This is a genomic window from Streptomyces sp. NPDC046335 (assembly GCF_055587985.1).
This window is the reverse complement of record NZ_JBVJFF010000003.1, coordinates 1-19,733: the sequence shown is the minus strand read 5'-3', so window position 1 is coordinate 19,733 and position 19,733 is coordinate 1. Positions and strand designations below refer to the sequence as shown.

The window sequence follows — 19,733 nt, the reverse complement described above, 5'->3', positions numbered from 1 at the left end:
ACCGAACCAATCCAGCGGATCAATTCGAATGAGGACCGCATGCCCGGCAGGACAGGAACGCAGACAATCTCCCGGGGGGTGTCCGCGGAACGCGTCGGCGTGCGCGTCACCACCACCGAACTGCCACCGCACGCCCCCTTCGACCTCTACGCGCTGCTGCGCGGTGAGCGCGGCGGACAGGACGTCTTCCTCACGGAGAGTCCCGTCGGACCCGAGCAGGACCGCAGGCCCGCCGTCGTCGGCTGCGGGCGTCTGGCCGAGATACGGGTGTACGCGACGCACATCGAGGTGGACGGGCTGCCTGAGCTGCGCACCGCGCTCGTACGCGTCGCGGAGCGGGCCGGGATGACGACGGACGAGGAGGGCGAGGCGGCCGGGGACGATCCGGCGGGCCGGGGGCCGGCGCGCCGCGCCTTCCGCTCCGCGGCGCAGATGTGGGAGCTGCTGAGCCGGGCGCAGACGCTCTTCGATCTGGACACCCCGGTGTCCGAGGACCGTTACGCCTTCGGGTTCCTGAGCACCCTTTCGTACGAGGCCGCCTGGCACATGGAGCGGTTCCGGCCGCGCGCGTCGGCGTCCGCCACCCCCGACATCACGCTCACCCTCTTCCGCGACACCGTGTGGTACGACCGTGACTCCGGCGGGGTGGAGCTGCGCCGGGCGGACGGTCCCGGCTTCGACCAGGTGCCCGTTCCCGACATGACGGAGCTGGCCGGGCGGGCGCTGGGCTCGCCGTCCCTGGGCCATCCCGACGCCCCCGCGCCGCGGTCCGTGCGCGACACCGTGGACCGGCAGACCTTCCTGGGCTGGGCCGAGCGGTGCCTGGAGCACATCCGGGTCGGGGACGTCTACCAGATTCAGATCGGCCACCGGATCGACGTGGAGAGCGACCTGGACCCGGTCGACGTGTACCGGCGACTGCGCGGCCGCAACCCCTCTCCGTACATGTATCTGGTACCCCGCGCGGGCAGCACCCTGATCGGGGCGAGCCCTGAGCTGTTCGTCAGGACCGAGGGGGACCGGATCGTCATGCGGCCGATCGCCGGGACCGCCCGCCGGGGGCCGGACGCGGCGGCCAACGAACGGGGCGTGGCCCAGATGCTCGCCAGCCGCAAGGAACGGGCGGAGCACATCATGCTCGTCGACCTGTGCCGCAACGACATCGGCCGGGTCAGCGAGCCGAGCACCCTGCCGGTGGACCGGCTGCTCTCGGTGGAGAGCTTCTCCCACGTCTTCCACCTGGTCTCCACGGTGACCGGGCGGCTCCGGCCCGACGCCGACACCTGGGCGGTGCTCCGTGCGACCTTCCCTGCGGGCACCATGAGCGGCGCCCCCAAGATCCGCGCCATGGAGATCATCGACACGCTGGAACACGAGCCGCGCGGCGCCTACGCGGGAGCGGTCGGCCTGATCGACGTACGGGGCTGGAGCGAACTCGCGCTGTGCATCCGCTCCGTGGTGTACGACGGGCGTACGTACTCGACGCAGAGCTCGGCGGGCATCGTCGCCGAGTCCGACCCCGTGGCGGAGTGGGCGGAGACGCTGGCCAAGATGGGCGCCACCTACTGGGCGCTCACCGGTGCGGAGCTGGAGGCGGCGGAATGAGGGTGCTGCTCGTGGACGCGTACGACAGCTTCGTCCACATCATCGACCGCTATCTGCGCACACTCGGCGCCACGACCCAGGTGGTGCGCTCCGGTACCCGCACCGAGGCCCGGCTCACCGCGTCGGCCCCCGACGCGGTGGTACTCGGCCCGGGGCCGGGGCACCCCGCGGACAGCGGCCACGTCGAGCTCGTCCGCTCCTTCGCCGGCCGGGTGCCGCTGCTCGGGGTCTGCCTGGGACACGAGGCGATCGCGCTGGCCTTCGGCGGCCGGGTGCGGGTCGCGGAGCACATCATGCACGGCCGCACCAGCACGGTGCGGCACGACGGGGAAGGACTGTTCAGGGGCGCCGGTGACGCGGCGGAAGTCACCCGCTACCACTCGCTCGTCGTGGCCGAGCCGCTGCCGGACGAGCTGGTGGTCACCGCCCGGTCGACCGACGACGGATACGTGATGGGGCTGCGGCACCGGACCCTTCCGGTGGAAGGGGTGCAGTTCCATCCGGAGTCCATCGCCACCGGGGGCGGGCTCGCCATGCTGGGCAACTTCCTCGCCATGTGCCCCACGGGTCAGGCGATGCGCGCCGCCGCCGGGGAGACGCGCCCCGAGACATCGGTGTAGGCGGCGCCCAACTGCCGCAGGGCCTCCGTCAGCCCGGACCTGGGCAACGACGTGTAGCCGACCACCAGAGCGGGCCGTGCCCCCGCCGGTCCGCTGTGGAACTCCCGTCCGCCGCGTACGAGCACCGACCGGTCCAGGGCGGCGGCCACCAGGGCGGCCTCGTCGGTGCCGTGCGGCAGTCGCACGTAGGCGTGCAGGCCCGCTTCCGCGCCGCCGACGCGCGCCTGCGGCAGGGAGTGCCGCACAGCGTGGACGAGGGTCTCCCTGCGCAGCCGGTAGCGGGCCCGCAGTCTGCGCATGTGGCGGTCGTACGAGCCCGATCCGAGCAGCTCGGCCAAGGCGAGCTGGGTGAGGCTGTCCGAGCCGAGGTCGCGCCGGGAGCGGGCCCGTTCGAGCGGCGCCAGGAGTTCACCCGGCACGGCGAGCCACCCCAGCCGGAGCCCGGGGACCAGGGACTTGGAGGTGGTGCCCGCGTACACCACCCGCTCGGGGGCGTGCCGTTGCAGCGCGAGCGGCCGGGAGCGCCGGTCGAACCAGAAGTCGCCGTCGTAGTCGTCCTCGATCACATAGCCGTCGACGTCCCGGGCCCACCGGGCCAGTGCCGCGCGCCGCTCCTGTGACATCGTGACACCGGTGGGGAACTGGTGGAACGGGGTGACGAGGACGGCGCGCGCTCCGCTGCGAGCCAGGGCCTCCACGTCGATCCCCTCGTCGTCCACCGGGACGGCGCGGGTGCGCAGGCCCGTCTCCCGCACGAACTCCCGCTGCCGCAGCAGACCCGGCTCCTCCATGGCCAGCACGTCGATGTGCGACTCGGGCAGCGCGGCACAGAGCAGGCCGAGGCCGTGGGCGAACCCGGACACCACCATCACCTGTCCCGGTGTGGTGCGCACTCCCCGCACCCGCCCCAGATGCCGGGCCAGTTCCTCCCTCAGGGCCGGTGCCCCCGAGAGCGGCGGATAGTCGAGATCGGACTGCCGCGCCGTCTGGAGAACCCGCTGGTAGCCCGCGAGCCACTCCCGGTAGGGGAAGTGCGACACGTTGGCCCTGCCGGTGCGCAGGTCCCAGCGGACGGACGGCACCCGGCCCTCGTCCAGCAGCGTGGGTACGACCGTCCCGGGCGTGGTCGACAGATGGCGGGCCACCCGGGTGCCGGAGCCCTGGACCGCCTCCAGGTAACCCTCGGCGATCAGTTGGCCGTACGCCTCCACGACGACGCTCCGTGACACGTCGAGATCGTCGGCCAGGCGGCGGCTCGGCGGCAGCCGGGTCCCCGGGTGCAGCACCCCTTCGGTGATCTCGCGCTTGAGCACGCGCTGGATCTGTGTGGTGAGGGATTCCCCGGAATTACGCGAGACGTCGATCGAAGTGCGCCAGCTCATTTCCCGACTCCTCCCGTGCGTAATTGGACCGCACTGATTTCCTCAAATGGTCTGGTGGACCGGTGGCCGCGGCTCGCAGAATGAGGGCCGGTGAACCGAGCCAACCGCATGGGGCGCTGCCCGCGAACTCAGGGAGAATTCGACGTGACCGGAAGCACGTATGCGGGGGACTGGCCCGCCCTTCTCACCGCTCTGCTCGCCCATCGCGATGTCACGTCCGGCGACACCGAATGGGCGATGGACCAGATGATGAGCGGGACGGCGGGGGCCGCGCGGACGGCGGCGTTCCTGATCGCGCTGCGCGCCAAGGGCGAGACCGTGGAGGAGATCGACGGCCTGGTGCGGTCGCTGGCGGCGCACGCGCGCCCCCTCGACGTGCCGGGCCCGGCCCTCGACATCGTCGGCACCGGCGGTGACGGCGCCCGGACGGTCAACGTGTCCACCATGGCGGCGATCGTCGCGGCGGGTGCCGGGGCACGGGTGGTCAAGCACGGCAACCGCTCCGCCTCCTCGGCCTGCGGCTCCGCCGATGTGCTGGAGGAGCTCGGCGTGCCGCTCGACCTGTCGCCGCACCATGTGGCGGAGACGGCGGCCCAGGCGGGGATCACCTTCTGCTTCGCCCCCGGCTTCCACCCCTCGATGCGCCATGCCGCGGGGGTCCGGCGCGAGCTGGGCGTCCCCACCGTCTTCAACGTGCTGGGACCGCTGTCCAATCCGGCGGCGCCCGCCGCGCACGCGGTCGGCGTCGCGGACCTGCGGATGGCTCCGCTGATCGCCGGGGTGCTCGCGCGCCGCGGCACCCGGGCCCTCGTCTTCCGGGGCGACGACGGCCTCGACGAGCTCACCGTCAGCACCACGTCCACCATCTGGTCGGTGCAGGGCGGTGAGGTTCACCGGACCCGCCTCGATCCGCGTGACATCGGCATCGGGCGCGCCCCGGTCGAAGCGCTGCGGGGCGGCGACCGGGTCCACAACGCCCGGGTGGCCAGAGCGGTGCTCGCGGGTGAGCGCGGCCCCGTCAGGGACGCCGTGCTGCTGTCGGCGGCGGCCGGGCTGGCCGCGCTGGATCCCGACGACCGGCCCGTGACCGAGCGGATCGCCGACGGAGTGGAGCGTGCGGCCCGGGCCGTCGACTCCGGTGCGGCGGCGCAGGTCCTGGACGACTGGATCACCGTGACCACCAAACTGACCTCCGCCACAGCTGCCTCCACCGGTTGAGCCGGAGCCGCACGACACCCGTCGGCCGGAGATTCAGCCGATGGGCATCCGTGGCGCGATCAGCGCCGGCGCTCCGCCACGGATGCCCATCGGCTCATCCGCATGTCTTCTTCACCATGACTCGGGCCGACCAGTTGCTTCCGGCCGCCGGTTGTGCTCACTCGAAGTATCCGGACGACGGGCCTCACCGGATCATGCGGCCTGTGGCTATGTGCAGTCCATCGCGCGGTTATTGAGTGGACAACTGGCGCTGGTAAGCCCCTTGTTGAGGCGTCCTGGGGCGTTCGCGCGCTCTGCGGAAGGTGTCATACCTGGCGGGATTTGATGGCTGTGCGCACCTTCGCCGTGCGAAGATCTCGTTGTCGTTGGTGTCCGGGAAGGAAGCGTTCCAGGGGATCGTCTCTCACACGACGGGGGAGTTCGCGCGATGGCATATCAAGGCCAAGGTCGGCGTTCGATGCTCAGACAAGGACTCGCGGAGGGAGAGAAAAGGGACGATATGTCCCGGTTTGGCCTGGAGTTCAAGATACTGGGGCCACTGGAGGCCGCCGTCGACGGAAAGCCGCTGCAGATTCGCGGCGTGCGTCAGCGGGCGGTACTCGCCCACCTCCTCCTGGCCCAGGGGGGAGTGGTTTCGGTCGAATCCTTGATCTCGAACGTCTGGGACGGGAGACCGCCGAACACCGCGCGCACCCAGGTCTCGATCTGCGTGGCGGAGCTCCGCAAGCTGTTCCGGAGGGCCGGATGCACCGGCGAGGTGATCGCCACCGTTCAGCCCGGCTATCAGCTCTCCCTCGCCGGGCACCGCCTCGACGCCATGGAGTTCACCCGCGGAGCGGAGCGCGGGTACGGCCTCGGGCGGGAGGGGAATCTGGCGGAAGCGGCCGAGTTCCTCAGACAGGCGCTGGCGCTGTGGCGCGGACCGGCGTTGAGCGACGTACCCGCGCAGTTCGCCGAGATGGCGGCGACACGCCTCTCGGAACAGCGGTTGCTGGCAGCGGAACAGTTAATGACGTTCCGCCTCGAACTGGGTGAACACCGCTCCATCATCGGCGAGTTGAGGGCGCTGCTGCACACGCATCCACTCCGTGAGCAACTGCGAGCCACCCTCATGCGGGCCCAGTGCCGCGCGGGTCAGCGGGCCGAGGCGCTGCACACGTTCCGCGAGGGCCGCGCGCTGTCGATCGACGAGCTGGGCCTGGAGCCGGGCGCCGAACTCCAGGCGCTCCACGACGCGATACTCAACGACACGTCCGTTGCCCCGGCGGTCGCCGATGGCCCGGCCGTGGAGGCCGAGCAGCTCGGGCGTCCGTGCGAACTGCCGCTGGACAACGGAGACTTCATCGGACGGACCGCTGAATTACGGGAGCTCGACTTCCTGTTGGCCGCCGAGCCCGGGCGACGGCGCACCGCCGTGTGTTTCATCAGCGGCAGCCCCGGCAGCGGCAAGACCGCGCTGGCGGTCCACTGGGGACGGACGAACGCCCGGCACTTCCCCGACGGCCAGCTCTACGTGGACATCCGGGACGCGGCGGCCGGGACGCCCGAGCGCACGGCCCTGCGCGTCCTGCAGCGGTTCCTGCGCTCCCTCGGCATGCATCCCGACCTGGTGCCGAAGGGCCTCGGCGAGTGCTCGGCCGCCTACCGCAGCATGCTCGCCGACCGGCGCGCCTTCGTCATCATCGACAACGCCACCGCGTTCCGGGAGGTCGAGCCGCTGCTGCCGGGCGGTGGACAGTGCTGCGTCCTGATCACCGGCCTCGAACAGTTCATGCACGGCCGGGGCACGAAGGGCCTGCGCCTCGGCCCGGTCGAGCACGACGACGCCATCGCGCTCCTGGCCGCCAGCACGGGGCGGGAACCGGCCGCTGCCGAGGCGGAGGCCGTGGACCGGCTCCTGGAGCTGTGCGGCCGGCTGCCCCTCGCCATACGGGCCGCCGGCATGAGGCTGGACAGCAAGCCGCACTGGAGCGTCGAGGACCTGGTCACGCGGCTGTCCGACCCGGCGCGCCGCCTGGACGCGCTCAGCCATGGCGAGAGCTCGCTGCGCGCCTGCTTCGACCGGGCGCTGCGCCATGTGCCGCAGGACACGGCGGCCGCGTACCGCGCGCTGAGCGCCAGCCCCTCGGCCGACTTCGACGTACGCACCGCGGCCGATGTGCTGCGCACCAGGGCCGCGGACGCCGAGGACACCCTGGAACGGCTCGTCGACCTCAACCTGCTCGAACTCAACCTCCTCGGATTCAACATCCTTGAGGGGCGAAGACGAATGCGGCGCGGCGCAGGTCTGCACTACCGCTATCCGCACCTTCTGCGGCTGCACGCCCAGCAGTTGCTCCACGAGGAATCCCTGGAGCGCACGACGTTACGGCTGACGCAGCACGTCCGGCCGACCCGTCTGGCCTCCGGCGCGTGCCCGACATAGTCCCGCGATAAAGCTGCCATAGCCGAGTTACGCAGAATGAGGAGCACGCACGATCGAATCCGCGTGTTTCCACGTGTTCTGCGTGGCTCGGCTGAGCCGCGCCCGATTTCGGAGGTTCAACGATGCGTTCTCGGGTACTTATGTCGATGGCCACAGCCGGTGCCGCGCTGGCGGCGACCCTCGGGACGGCCATTCCGGCGCAGGCGGCTCCGGCGGACAAGCCCCAGGTGCTGTCCAGCTGGACCCAGACAAGCGCTTCCAGCTACGCGGCGTGGAACAGCGCCCGGCAGAACCAGGGCAATTGGTCTGCCTACGGGTTCAACTGGTCCACCGATTACTGCACCTCTTCCCCGGACAATCCGTACGGCTACCCTTTTAAGATGTCATGTGCACGGCATGACTTCGGGTACCGCAACTACAAGGCGGCCGGTCAGTTCGACGCGAACAAGGACCGCATCGACAGCGCCTTCTACGCCGACATGAAGCGCGTCTGCGCCGGCTACGGCGGGGAGCAGCGCACCGAATGCGACAGCCTGGCGAAGGTCTACTACGAAGCGGTGCGCATCCTCGGCGTCAAGGAGGCGCAGGCGCACGTGAAGGCGGCGTGACACCCGCTCCCGCGTAGCAGTGTCCGTCGTCAGTGTCTCGGTGGAGGGCAAGGAACGTGCAGAGGATTCACTTCACGGTCGAGGATCTGGCGCGCACCCGGCTGAGCCCCACGCTCGGCCCGGTCGCCGAGACCGTGTTCGCCCTGGGAATGCTCGGCAGGCCGGGCGCCGCCCCGCATCTGCGCTGGCGCAACCGTCTCGCGAAGCACTTGCGGCAGCGCACCGTGCCGGCCGGCCTCCTCGCCTCACCGCAGAGCCGGGTGCGCGCCCCCGGTGACCTTCTCTGCCTGGTGGACAGGTCACCGGACGCGGACGACGGGCCCCTGCTCGCACTGGGGCTCTCGCGCGAAGAGGCGCTGACGGCGGTCTGGGACGTGTGGCACTGCGCCGTGGCGCCGTACTGGAACCGCGTGCGCAACCAACTGGAGTCCGAGTGCAACGCCCGCGGCCGGATCACCATGTCGGGCGGCGTCGACCGGCTGCTCGAAACCCTGCACTCCAAGATCCTCTGGCGCAGCCCGGTGCTTGAGGTGCCGGGCCCCGACCGGGACGTGCACCTGGACGGCCGGGGCCTGCTCCTGGTGCCCTCCCTCTTCCTGACGCACCAGCCGGGCATGCTGATCCGCTCCGAGCCGGAGTCGGGCAACGCGGCCCTGGTGTTCGCGGTGCCGCCGGACTTCCCGCGGGCCGCCGACCTGTGGGACGAGCCCGACCACATCGTGCAGGCGCTGCCCGCCCTGGTCGGCCGGACCCGCGCCGCCGCCCTGCAGGCGCTCACCGTCGCGTGCACCACCTCCGAACTGGCGGAGAGGCTGGGCATCTCCTCGGCCGGCGCCAGTCAGCACACGGCAATTCTCCGGGAATCCGGACTCATTACGACGCGCCGCAACCGAAACACCGTCGTGCACACGGTCACTCCACTGGGAATGGCATTGCTCGGGGTGCGGAACAGGGATGCCGCCGCCTTCGAGCCATGGGGCGGCGTCGAATCTCGGATGCCCGCGGCATGAGACAGGACCCCCACCCCCGTCACGCCGTCATTCAGGCGTCAGTGAAAGACGCAGTTGGCGCCGGAACCGTTCATTAAGCCCTCGCTTAAAAACGGTGACAGGCGATCCGGCGGGCCGCACGGCAATTGTCGACCAGCCCTCTTCGCTCTGAATCCCGTCCTTGACGCCGAGTTCTCGCGACGGATAGCTTCGCAATGCGCTGGCGACTGTGAACAGGTAATTCCCATCGGAGAATTGAGGAATCGACGGGCATGTCCGACGCAACGAATCATCCCAGCGCGACGGAACTCCTCCGGAATTGGGCCGCCGACCGTCCGGGGCAGGATTCCCTGATCTGGGTGCGCGACCCCGAGCAGGATGTCGCGACCCGTCTTTCCTACGCGGAACTCGACTCGCAGGCGCGAAAACTGGCCATCTTGCTCACCGGCCGCCACCCGGCCGGCTCCCGCATCTTGCTGCTCTACCCGCCGGCCGAATTCATCGTCCCTTTCGTCGCCTGTCTGTACGCCGGGATGGTCGCCGTGCCTGCGCCCCTGCCGGGGCGCTTCGCCCACGAGCGCAGGCGGGTGCGGGCCATCGCCGCGGACTCGCGGGCGAGCGCCGTGCTGACCGACACCGCGAACCTGCCGGCGGTCGAGCACTGGGCGGCGGAGGAAGGGCTCGACCGGCTCCCCGTGATCGTCACCGACGACGGTGAGCTCCCCGACGGCACACAGTGGTCGGCGCCCCGGGCCGACCACGGCACGCTCGCCCTGCTCCAGTACACCTCCGGGTCGACCGGCACGCCCAAGGGCGTGATGATCAGCCACGGGAACCTGCTCACCAACGCGGCCACCCTCTGCTCCACCCTTGAGGTGCCGGCGGACGCGAGGTTCGGCGGGTGGGCCCCGCAGTACCACGACATGGGTCTGATGGCCCAGACACTGCCCGCGCTCTTCAGGGGCAGCACCTGCGTGCTCATGGACCCGACGGCCTTCCTCAAGCGGCCGCACCACTGGCTGAAGATGATCGACGCCTATGACATCAGCTGGTCCGCCGCCCCCAACTTCGGCTACGACTACTGCTCCCGCAAGGTGACGGACGAACAGATCGCGGGGCTCGACCTGTCGCGCTGGCGCTACGCGGTCAACGGCTCCGAGCCCGTACAGGCAGGCTCCATGACCGAGTTCGCCAAACGGTTCGCGTCCGCCGGGTTCCGCGCCGAGGCCGCGTCCCCGTGCTACGGCCTCGCGGAATCCACCGTGTTCGTCTCCGGCGCACCCCCGCGCGTACCGGTCGTCACCAGGGTCGACGCCGAGGCCCTCGCCCGCCGCGAGTTCCGCCCCACACCCTTCGCCGACCAGGGGCGGGCCCTGCCGAGCAACGGCACCGCGCGGGGCTTCGAGGTCGCCGTCGTCGACCCCGCGTCCCGGACGTGCCTGGACGCCGGGGGCATCGGCGAGATCTGGCTGCGCGGACCCAGCGTCGCCCAGGGGTACTGGGGCGACGAGGCGGCCACCGACGCGACGTTCCGCGCGGTGACCGCCGACGGCAGGGCGGGCTTCCTGCGGACAGGTGACCTGGGCGCCGTGCACGACGGTGAGCTCTACGTGACCGGCCGCATCAAGGACATGATGATCTTCCGCGGCCGCAATCTCTACCCCCAGGACATCGAGTACGAGCTCAGGGCCCACCACCCCGAACTGGGGAACGTGGGCGCCGTGTTCGCCGTCACGGCGAGCCCGCACGCCGACGGTGACACCGAGGAGAACCTCGTCATCACCCACGAGGTGCGCACCGGCCTGGACGAGCGGCGACTGGCCGGACTCACCGCCCGCATGAAGCAGAGCGTCGCGCGGGACTTCGGGGTCGTGCCGTCCGCGGTGGTCCTGGTCCGCCGCGGTGGCATCCGCCGCACCACCAGCGGCAAGATCGAGCGCGCCGCCATGAAGGAACTCTTCGCCGAAGGACGCCTGGACAGCGTGTACGCCGACGACGCGACGCCGGGAGCGGCGGTATGACCACACACGGCGCGTCAGAGACCGAGATACGGCAGTGGCTGGCCGGGCGGATCGCCCACCTCATGGGCAGGGAGGGCCAGGATGTCCCGCCGGACCTCCTGCTGGCCGAGTACGGAGTGGACTCCCTCCAGGCGGTCTCCCTGATCGGTGAGATCGAGGACCGCTGGGGACTGAGCCTGGACGCGGCGCTGACCTGGGAGTACCCCACCATCGCGCTCCTGGCGGAATTCCTGGCGGCCGAGATAGCCGTCGACGCGGTCGGCTGACCCGCACCGCATCCCCGAGCCCCTGCCCGTGGAGACGGCACTCCCGGGGAGGGCCGCGCACTCATCGAAGAAGTCCCAGAAAGGGCAGGTTGAGTATGTCCGAGGGTGGATCCACGCGTCACCGTGCGTCGGCCGCACAGTTGGGTGTCTGGGTGGCACAGCAGTTGGAGCCGGCCGGGCCGCTCTACAACTGCGGCGTGTTCTTCGACATCGACGCGCCCCTGGACCAAGACCTCATGGAGCGCGCCGTCACCCGCGCCGTGGAGGAGACCGAGGCGCTGCGGGTGCGCTTCGGCGAGGACGACGAGGGCCTGTGGCAGGAGACCTTCCCCGGCACCGCACCGCTGGCCCACGCCGACCTGAGCGGTGAGCCCGACCCGTACGCCGCGGCCCTGGCCAGGATGAAGGCCGACCTGGCCGTACCGGTCGACCTGACCCGCGGGCCGCTGTACGGGCACACGCTGATCCGCGTCGCGCCCGACCGCCACCTGCTCGCCTTCCGCTACCACCACATCGCCCTCGACGGCTGGGGCCAGATCCTGCACTGCCGGCGGATCGCCGAGCTGTACACGGCGTACACGCGGGGCGCCGAACCACCCACCACCCCCTTCGGACCCCTGTCCCGACTCCTCGACGAGGACACCAGCTACCGCCGTTCCCCCGCCCACGAGCGGGACGGCGCGTACTGGCGGGACGCCCTGGCCGACGCCCCCGAGGCCCCGCGCCTCGCACCGGGCTCCGCACCCCCCGCCCACAGCGACCTGCGCGCCGCAACCCGCCTCTCCGACGAGCAGGTCAGCGCCCTCACGGCGGCGGCCAAGGCGCTCGGCACCCGCTGGACCGTGGTGTTCACCGCCGCCTTCGCCGCCTACCTCCAGCGGCTGACCTCCGTATCCGACGTCCTCATCGGTTTCCCGATCGCCGCGCGCACCGGCCGCGCCGCCCTCACCACCCCCGGCATGCTCGCCAACGAGGTACCGCTGCGCATCCGTGTGCGGCCGTCCGACACCATGGCCGACCTGACCGCGCACGTGGGGCAGCAGGTGCTTGGCGCGGTCAAGCACCAGCGCTACCGCGGCGAGGACATCCACCGGGACCTGGCGCGCAACGCCACGAACCCGCTGGCCGGCCCCGTCGTCAACGTCGTCGGCCACGAGCAGTCCCTGGACTTCGGGGGCACCACCGCCACGGCACGCCAGCTCTCCACCGGCCGGGTGCGGGACCTGTCCGTACACATCAGCGGAACCCCCGACGCCGCCGACGGCATCCGCGTCGACTTCGACGCCCATGGTGCCCTGTACAGCGACGCCGAGCTCCTGGCCCACCGCGACCGGTTCCTCGCCCACCTCTCCCGGCTCGTCGCCGACACCTCCCTGCCCATCGGCCGGGCCGACCTGCTGGACGCCGACGAGTACCGCCGCGCCGTCGTGGAGTGGAACGACACCGCCAAGGACGTGCCCGCGACCACCCTGCCCGCCCTCTGGGCCGACCAGGTACGGCGCACCCCCGAGGCCCCGGCCGTCACATCGGGCGAGCAGGTCCTCACCTACGCCGAACTGGACGAGCGCGCGGACCGTCTCGCGCGGCGGCTGAGGCGCGAGGGTGCGGGCCCCGAGAAGTTCGTCGCGCTGGTGCTGCCCCGTTCCCCGGAACTGGTCGTCGCGCTGCTCGCCGTGGTCAAGGCGGGCGCCGCGTACGTGCCGGTCGACCCCGACTATCCGGCCGACCGCGTCCAGTACATGATCGATGACTGCCAACCGGCGCTGATCGTCACCGACACCCGGCTCGCCGACCGCGTCCCGGGCCCCGCGTCCCGGCGCGTACTGATCGACGTGCCCGACACCACCGCCGCCACGCACGACGGGCCGGGCGGCCCCGCGGCCGACGACCGCAGGCACACCGCACCGCTCCTGCCGCACCACCCCGCGTACGTCATCTACACCTCGGGATCGACCGGCCGCCCCAAGGGGGTCGTGGTCGAGCACCGCTCCCTGACCGCCTACCTCCAGCGGGCCCGCGAGGCGTACCCCGCCGCGGCCGGCGGCTCCCTGCTGCACTCCCCGGTCGCCTTCGACCTCACGGTCACCGCGCTGTACACCCCGCTCGTCAGCGGTGGCCACGTCCGCATCGGCGACCTGGACGAAGAGACCGCGGGCGCCGGTGAGCGGCCTTCCTTCATGAAGGTCACCCCGAGCCATCTGGAGCTCCTCGACGCCCTCCCCGACGCCGCCTCACCCAGCGACACCCTCATCATCGGAGGCGAGGCGCTGCACGGCAGCGCCCTCGACACCTGGCGCCGCCGGCACCCGGACGCCGTGGTGTACAACGCGTACGGCCCCACCGAGGCCACGGTGAACTGTCTCGACCACCGCCTGGAGCCGGGCGAGCCCACCCCGGACGGACCGGTGCCTGTCGGCCGTCCCTTCTGGAACACCCGCGCCTACGTGCTCGACAGCGCCCTGCGCCCCGTCCCGCCGACGGTCGTGGGCGAGCTGTACGTCGCGGGCACGGGGCTGGCCCGCGGCTACTGGCAGCGCCAGGGCCTCACCGCCGAACGCTTCGTCGCCGACCCGTTCGCCCCCCTGCACGGCGCTTCCGGCGCACGCATGTACCGCACGGGCGACCTCGTGCGCCGGCGGCACGACGGCACGGTCGAGTTCGTGGGCCGCGCCGACGGCCAGGTCAAGATCCGCGGCCACCGCATCGAGCTCGGCGAGATCCAGGCCGCCATGGCCCAACTGCCGGAGGTCTCCCAGGCCGTCGTCATCGCCCGCGGCGACAGGACCGGGGACATCAGGCTCGTCGGCTACGCCGTCCCCGCGGGCGGCGCCCATCCCGACTCGCTGCGCGAGCAACTCGCCGACGTCCTGCCCGAGTACATGGTCCCGTCCGCCGTCGTCCTCCTGGACGACATCCCGCTCACCCCGAACGGCAAACTCGACCGCAAGGCGCTCCCCGCGCCCGAGTACGCCGACGACGCCCCCGCCCGCGCTCCCCGCACCCCGCAGGAGGAGCTGCTCTGCGAGCTGTTCGCCCGGGTGCTCGGCCTGCCGCACGTCGGCCCCGACAGCGACTTCTTCGCCCTGGGCGGGCACTCCCTGCTCGCCACCCGGCTCGTCTCCCGCGTACGGGCCGCCTTCCGGGCCGAGACGACCGTCCGCCAGCTCTTCGACACGCCCACCCCGGCGGGCCTCGCCCTTGCCCTGGCATCCGCGGGCGCCGTCGGCGAACCCCCGCGCTCGGCGGGGCCGCGCCCCGCACGCATTCCCGCCTCCTACGGGCAGCGCCGCTGGTGGTTCCTGGACCGCATGGAGGACCAGGACTCCAACGCCACCCACAACGTCCCGGCCGCTCTCCGGCTCTCCGGCACCCTGGACCGCGCGGCGCTGCACGCCGCCATGGCGGACGTCGTCCACCGCCACGAGCCCCTGCGCACCCTCCTCACCGAGGACTCCGAAGGGCTGCGCCAGACCGTGCTCAGCCCCGAGGAGGCCCGCCCCGCCCTCCCGGTGACGGCCATCGCGCCCGCGGACCTCGACGCCGGTCTCGACCGCGTGGCCGGTGAGCGCTTCGACCTGTCCACCGAACCGCCGCTGCGCACCAGGCTCTTCCGGACGGCCGACACCGAGCACGTACTGCTGCTCGTGGTCCACCACGTCGCCGCGGACGGCTGGTCCATGGAGCGGCTCGTCCGCGACATCGCCACCGCGTACGCCGCCCGTCAGCGGGGCAACGCACCCGACTGGGCCCCGCTGCCCTTCCAGTACGCCGACTACGCGCTGTGGCAGCGCGACGCGCTCGGTACGCCCGGCGACCCCGACAGCCTCGCCGACCGGCAACTCGCCTACTGGAAGGAAGCCCTGGCCGGCCTGCCCGAGGAGCTGCCGCTCCCCGTCGACAGGCCCCGGCCCGCCGTCGCCACCGGCGCGGGCGCCCACTTCGAGTTCGACGTGCCCGCCGAGCTGCACGGCCGGATGGTCACCCTCGCGCGCACCCACAACGCGAGCGTCTTCATGGTCGTGCAGGCCGCCCTCGCGGCCCTCCTCTCACGGCTCGGCGGCGGCGACGACATCCCGATCGGGTCGCCGATCGCCGGGCGCACCGACGAGGCGGTCGAGGAACTCGTCGGCGTCTTCGTCAACACCCTGGTGCTGCGCACCGATGTGTCCGGCGCCCCCGCCTTCAGCGAACTCCTCGCCCGGGTCCGCGAGACCGACCTCTCCGCGTACGTCCACCAGGACGTGCCCTTCGAGCGCCTCGTCGAGGAGCTCAACCCCGCCAGGTCGCTGTCCCGCAGCCCGCTGTTCCAGGTGATGCTCGCCTTCCAGAACACCTACCGTCACGACGGGATCAACGCGCTCAGCCGGCTCTCGGGGCTCGACGCCGAACTGCTGCCCAGCCACACCGGCACAGCCGAGTTCGACCTCTCCTTCGACCTCGGCGAGCGCTTCACCGCCGACGGCGCCCCGGCAGGCATGTACGGCGGCCTCGAGTACAGCACCGAACTCTTCGACCCGGCGACGGCTCGCGCCGTCGCGGACCGCCTCCTGCGCGTCCTTGACCAGGTGTGCGCCGACCCCGGTCGTCGTGTGTCCGATCTCGATGTGCTGTCGGGTGAGGAGTCGCGGCGGGTGGTGGTGGAGTGGAATGCGACGGGGGCTGTGGTGCCGTCGGTTTCGTTGGCTGATCTGTTTGTGGAGCAGGTGGGGCGGACGCCTGATGCGGTGGCGTTGGTGTTCGAGGGTGTGTCGTTGTCGTATGCGGAGTTGGATGCGCGTGCGTGTGGTGTGGCGGAGTTGTTGGTGGCGCGTGGTGTGGGGGTGGGTGATCGGGTCGGGGTGATGGTGCCTCGGTCGGTGGAGCTGGTGGTGGCTTTGCTGGCGGTGCACAAGGTGGGTGGTGCGTATGTGCCGGTGGATGTGGATTATCCGGTGGAGCGGGTTCGGTATGTGGTGGGGGATGCGGCGCCGGCGTTGTTGTTGACGGTGTCGGGTGTGTCGGTGGATGTGCCGGGTGTTCCGGTGGTGTGTGTGGATGGGGTGGGGTCTGGTTCGGCGGGTGGGTTCGTGTCGCGGGCGTTGCCGGAGGGTGCGGCGTATGTGATGTATACGTCGGGTTCGACGGGGCGTCCCAAGGGTGTCGTGGTGCCGCACCGGGGCATCGTCAACCGCCTCCTGTGGATGCAGCACGAATACGGGCTCACGCCTGACGACCGGGTCCTGCAGAAGACACCGGCCGGCTTCGACGTGTCGGTGTGGGAGTTCTTCTGGCCGCTGATCACGGGCGCGACCCTGGTGGTGGCGCGGCCCGACGGGCACCGTGACCCGGCCTACCTGGCGGACGTGATCCGCCGGGAGAGGATCACCACGATGCACTTCGTGCCGTCGATGCTGCGGGTCCACCTGACGGAGCCGACCGCCGCCGACTGCCCCTCACTGAAGCGGGTGTTCAGCAGTGGTGAGGCGCTCCCCGGTGAGCTGTGCGACCGCTTCCACGAGGTGATGGACGCCCAACTGCACAACCTCTACGGGCCGACCGAGGCGTCGGTGGACGTCACCTACTTCTCCGCCCGTGCGGGGGGTGGGGCGTCGGTGCCGATGGGGCGTCCGGTGTGGAACACGTCGGTGTTCGTGCTGGACGGTGGTCTGCGGCCGGTGGCGCCGGGTTTGGTGGGTGAGTTGTATCTGGCGGGGGTGCAGTTGGCCGATGGCTATTGGGGCCGTGCGGGGTTGAGTGCGGAGCGGTTTGTGGCGTGCCCGTTCGGGGTGGCGGGGGCGCGGATGTACCGGACCGGGGACTTGGTGCGGTGGACCGTGTCGGGTGATCTGGTGTTTGTGGGGCGTGTGGATGACCAGGTGAAGATTCGTGGTCAGCGGGTGGAGTTGGGTGAGGTTCAGGCGGTGGTGGCGGCTGCTCCGGGTGTGGGGCAGTGTGTGGTGGTCGCGCGTGAGGAAGGGGTGGGGGACTGGCGTTTGGTGGCGTATGTGGTGGCGGTCGCGGGTGGTGTGGTGGATGGGGGTGTGGTGCGTGAGTGGGTAGCGGGGAAGTTGCCGGAGGGGATGGTTCCGTCGGCGGTGGTGGTGTTGGACGGGCTGCCGGTGACGGTGAACGGGAAGCTGGATCGTCGGGCGTTGCCCGCTCCGGAGTACCGGGTGGGTGCGGGGCGGTTGCCGCGTGGTCCGCGGGAGGAGATCCTGTGTGGTCTGTTCGCGGAGGTGCTGGGTGTCGCGCGGGTGGGTGTGGATGACTCGTTCTTCGATCTGGGCGGGCATTCGCTGCTGGTGACGCGGCTGGTCAGCCGGGTCCGCACCGTCTTCGGCGCCGAACTCCCCATTCAGCGCGTCTTCCGCACACCCACCGTGGCAGGGCTCGCCGAGGTCCTGAAGACCGCGGAGACCGGCCGCGTCCCCGTCACCGCGGGGCCGCTCCCCGACCGGCTGCCGCTCTCCTTCGCCCAGGAGCGGCTGTGGTTCCTGCACCGTTTCGAGGGACCCGCCGCCACCTACAACCTTCCGCTCGTACTCGAACTGTCGGGGCGCCTGGACCGGGAAGCGCTGCGGGCCGCGCTGGCCGACGTGGTGGCACGTCACGCGCCGCTGCGCACCGTATTCGCCGAAGACTCCGCAGGGCCGTACCAGCGCGTACTCGACCCCGGCAGCCCCGAGCTGCCGGTCGTCCGCCTCGTCGGCGCCGATGAGTCCGAGGTGCGCGGGCACATCGACACGGCGGTGCGCACGGGATTCGACATCGCCGCCGAACCGCCGCTGCGCGTCACCCTCTTCGAGACGGCGGCGGACGAGCACAGACTGCTGCTCCTGCTCCACCACATCGCCGGTGACGGCTGGACCCTGCCCGTGCTCGCCGAGGACCTGGCGACGGCCTACACGGCCCGACTGGACGACACGGCACCCCACTGGACACCGCTCACCGTGCAGTACGCGGATTACGCGGTGTGGCAGCGGGAGGTGCTGGGGTCCGGGGATGATCCGGATTCGTTGCTGGGTGGTCAGTTGGCGTTCTGGCGTGAGGCGTTGGCGGGGTTGCCGGAGGAGTTGGTGCTGCCGGTGGACCGGCCGCGTCCTGCGGTGGCGTCGTACCGGGGTGAGCGGCTGGAGTTCGAGGTGCCGGCGGAGCTGCACGCGCGGGTGGTGGAGGTGGCGCTCCGGCATCGGGTGAGTGTGTTCATGGTGGTGCAGGCTGCTCTGGCGGTGCTGTTGTCGCGGTTGGGTGCGGGGACGGACGTGCCGATCGGTACGCCGGTGGCGGGGCGTACGGATGAGGCGGTGGAGCGGCTGGTGGGCTGCTTCGTGAACACGCTGGTGCTGCGCAACGACCTGTCCGGCGGGCCGACGTTCGCCGAGCTTTTGGAGCGGGTGCGGGAGACCGACCTGGCGGCCTATGCCCATCAGGACCTGCCCTTCGAACGGCTCGTGGAAGAGCTCAACCCCGAACGCTCCCTCGCCCGCCACCCCCTCTTCCAGGTCACCCTCACCTTCGACACCGAAGGGTCCGCCCATGAGCGGATCGGCCGGGCGATGCCGGGCCTTTCCGTCGGCGAAGGCACAGCCTGGACCGGCTCCGCCAAGTTCGACCTGGTCTTCGGCTTCGCCGAGCGCCACACCACGGACGGCGCCCCCGACGGGATGCGCGCCGCGCTGGTGTTCAGCACCGACCTCTACGACCCCGGGACCGCACGGTCCATGGCCGACCGTCTGCTGCGGCTCCTCGACACCGTCACCGCGGCGCCGACCGAGCGAGTGACGCTGGTGGACGTGCTGGCCGACGACGAACGTGTGGCCGGCGCCGAGCTGCCGCCCGAGGGTGTGCGCTCGACGTTGCCCGCGTTGTTCGAGGCGCAGGTGGCGCGGGCGCCGGAGCGTACGGCGGTGGTGTTCGAGGGTGTGTCGTTGTCGTACGGGGAGCTGGACGCGCGTGCGGAGCGGCTGGCGCACCTCCTGATCGACCGGGGCGTGTCAGCGGGTCAGTTCGTCGCGGTGGCGCTGCCCCGCTCGGCGGACCTGGTCGTGGCGGTCCTCGGTGTGCTGAAGGCGGGCGCGGCCTACGTGCCCGTGGACCCGGCGTATCCGGTGGACCGGATGGACCATGTGCTGCGGGATTGCCGTCCTGAGGTGACGGTGACGTCCACGGGCGTCGCGGACCGGCTGCCGGAGGGAACCGGTGGCGGACGGCTGCTGGTGCTGGATGATCCGGTGACGGTGGCGGAGTTGGCGGGTCTGCCTGCTGTGGGTGTGGTGGGCAGGCGTGGGTGTGTGGTGCCGGAGCATCCGGCGTATGTGATTTATACGTCGGGTTCGACGGGGCGGCCCAAGGGTGTGGTGGTGCCGCATCAGAACGTGGTGCGGTTGTTCGGTGCGACGGATGACTGGTTCGGGTTCGGTGCGGATGATGTGTGGACGTTGTTCCACTCGTTCGCGTTCGACTTCTCGGTGTGGGAGTTGTGGGGGCCGTTGCTGCGTGGCGGCCGGCTGGTGGTGGTCTCGCACGAGGTGAGCCGGTCTCCGGCGGACTTCCTTGATCTGCTGGTGCGGGAGGGGGTGACGGTCCTCAACCAGACGCCGTCGGCGTTCCATCAGTTGAG

10 protein-coding genes are annotated in these 19,733 nt (G+C 71.2%); 9 read left to right on the top strand and 1 reads right to left on the bottom strand.

Annotated features, from left to right (window positions below):
• Positions 1-78 precede the first annotated feature (78 nt).
• Together ACZ6JY_RS07030 and ACZ6JY_RS07025 are read left to right on the top strand one after the other, a co-directional pair.
• Complete coding sequence (locus tag ACZ6JY_RS07030) at positions 79-1,605, top strand: anthranilate synthase component I family protein (RefSeq protein ID WP_469193059.1); 1,527 nt, start codon at positions 79-81, stop codon at positions 1,603-1,605.
• The gene (locus ACZ6JY_RS07025) at positions 1,602-2,225 is read left to right on the top strand and encodes an anthranilate synthase component II (RefSeq protein ID WP_469193057.1); all 624 of its coding nucleotides are present in this window, start codon (positions 1,602-1,604) and stop codon (positions 2,223-2,225) included. Before ACZ6JY_RS07030 ends, ACZ6JY_RS07025 begins: the two co-directional genes overlap by 4 nt.
• On the opposite strand, the gene pdxR is transcribed toward ACZ6JY_RS07025, so the two are convergent.
• A complete protein-coding gene (gene pdxR / locus ACZ6JY_RS07020; RefSeq protein WP_469193055.1) occupies positions 2,174-3,607 on the bottom strand; it encodes a MocR-like pyridoxine biosynthesis transcription factor PdxR in 1,434 nt (477 codons plus the stop codon). The genes ACZ6JY_RS07025 and pdxR overlap by 52 nt on opposite strands.
• A gap of 144 nt (positions 3,608-3,751) precedes the next feature.
• Here pdxR and trpD point away from each other — a divergent pair, with 144 nt between their 5' ends.
• From trpD to ACZ6JY_RS06985, 7 genes are all read left to right on the top strand, one after another.
• Entirely contained in the window at positions 3,752-4,825 is a 1,074-nt protein-coding gene (gene trpD, locus ACZ6JY_RS07015; protein WP_469193053.1) for an anthranilate phosphoribosyltransferase, read from the top strand.
• Between the two features lie 499 nt (positions 4,826-5,324).
• Positions 5,325-7,250, top strand: a complete 1,926-nt coding sequence (locus ACZ6JY_RS07010) for an AfsR/SARP family transcriptional regulator (protein WP_469193051.1) — start codon at positions 5,325-5,327, stop codon at positions 7,248-7,250.
• 122 nt (positions 7,251-7,372) lie between these two features.
• On the top strand, positions 7,373-7,858 hold the full coding sequence (locus ACZ6JY_RS07005) for a phospholipase (protein WP_469193049.1): 486 nt from the start codon (positions 7,373-7,375) through the stop codon (positions 7,856-7,858).
• Between the two features lie 56 nt (positions 7,859-7,914).
• Entirely contained in the window at positions 7,915-8,868 is a 954-nt protein-coding gene (locus ACZ6JY_RS07000; RefSeq protein WP_469193047.1) for an ArsR/SmtB family transcription factor, read from the top strand.
• 251 nt (positions 8,869-9,119) lie between these two features.
• A complete protein-coding gene (locus tag ACZ6JY_RS06995; RefSeq protein WP_469193045.1) occupies positions 9,120-10,868 on the top strand; it encodes a fatty acyl-AMP ligase in 1,749 nt (582 codons plus the stop codon).
• On the top strand, positions 10,865-11,134 hold the full coding sequence (locus tag ACZ6JY_RS06990) for an acyl carrier protein (protein ID WP_469193044.1): 270 nt from the start codon (positions 10,865-10,867) through the stop codon (positions 11,132-11,134). The genes ACZ6JY_RS06995 and ACZ6JY_RS06990 overlap by 4 nt, the downstream gene beginning before the upstream one ends.
• Before the next feature lie 152 nt (positions 11,135-11,286).
• Positions 11,287-19,733, top strand: an 8,447-nt coding sequence (locus ACZ6JY_RS06985; protein WP_469193042.1) for an amino acid adenylation domain-containing protein, incomplete at its 3' end; no start/stop codon positions are given.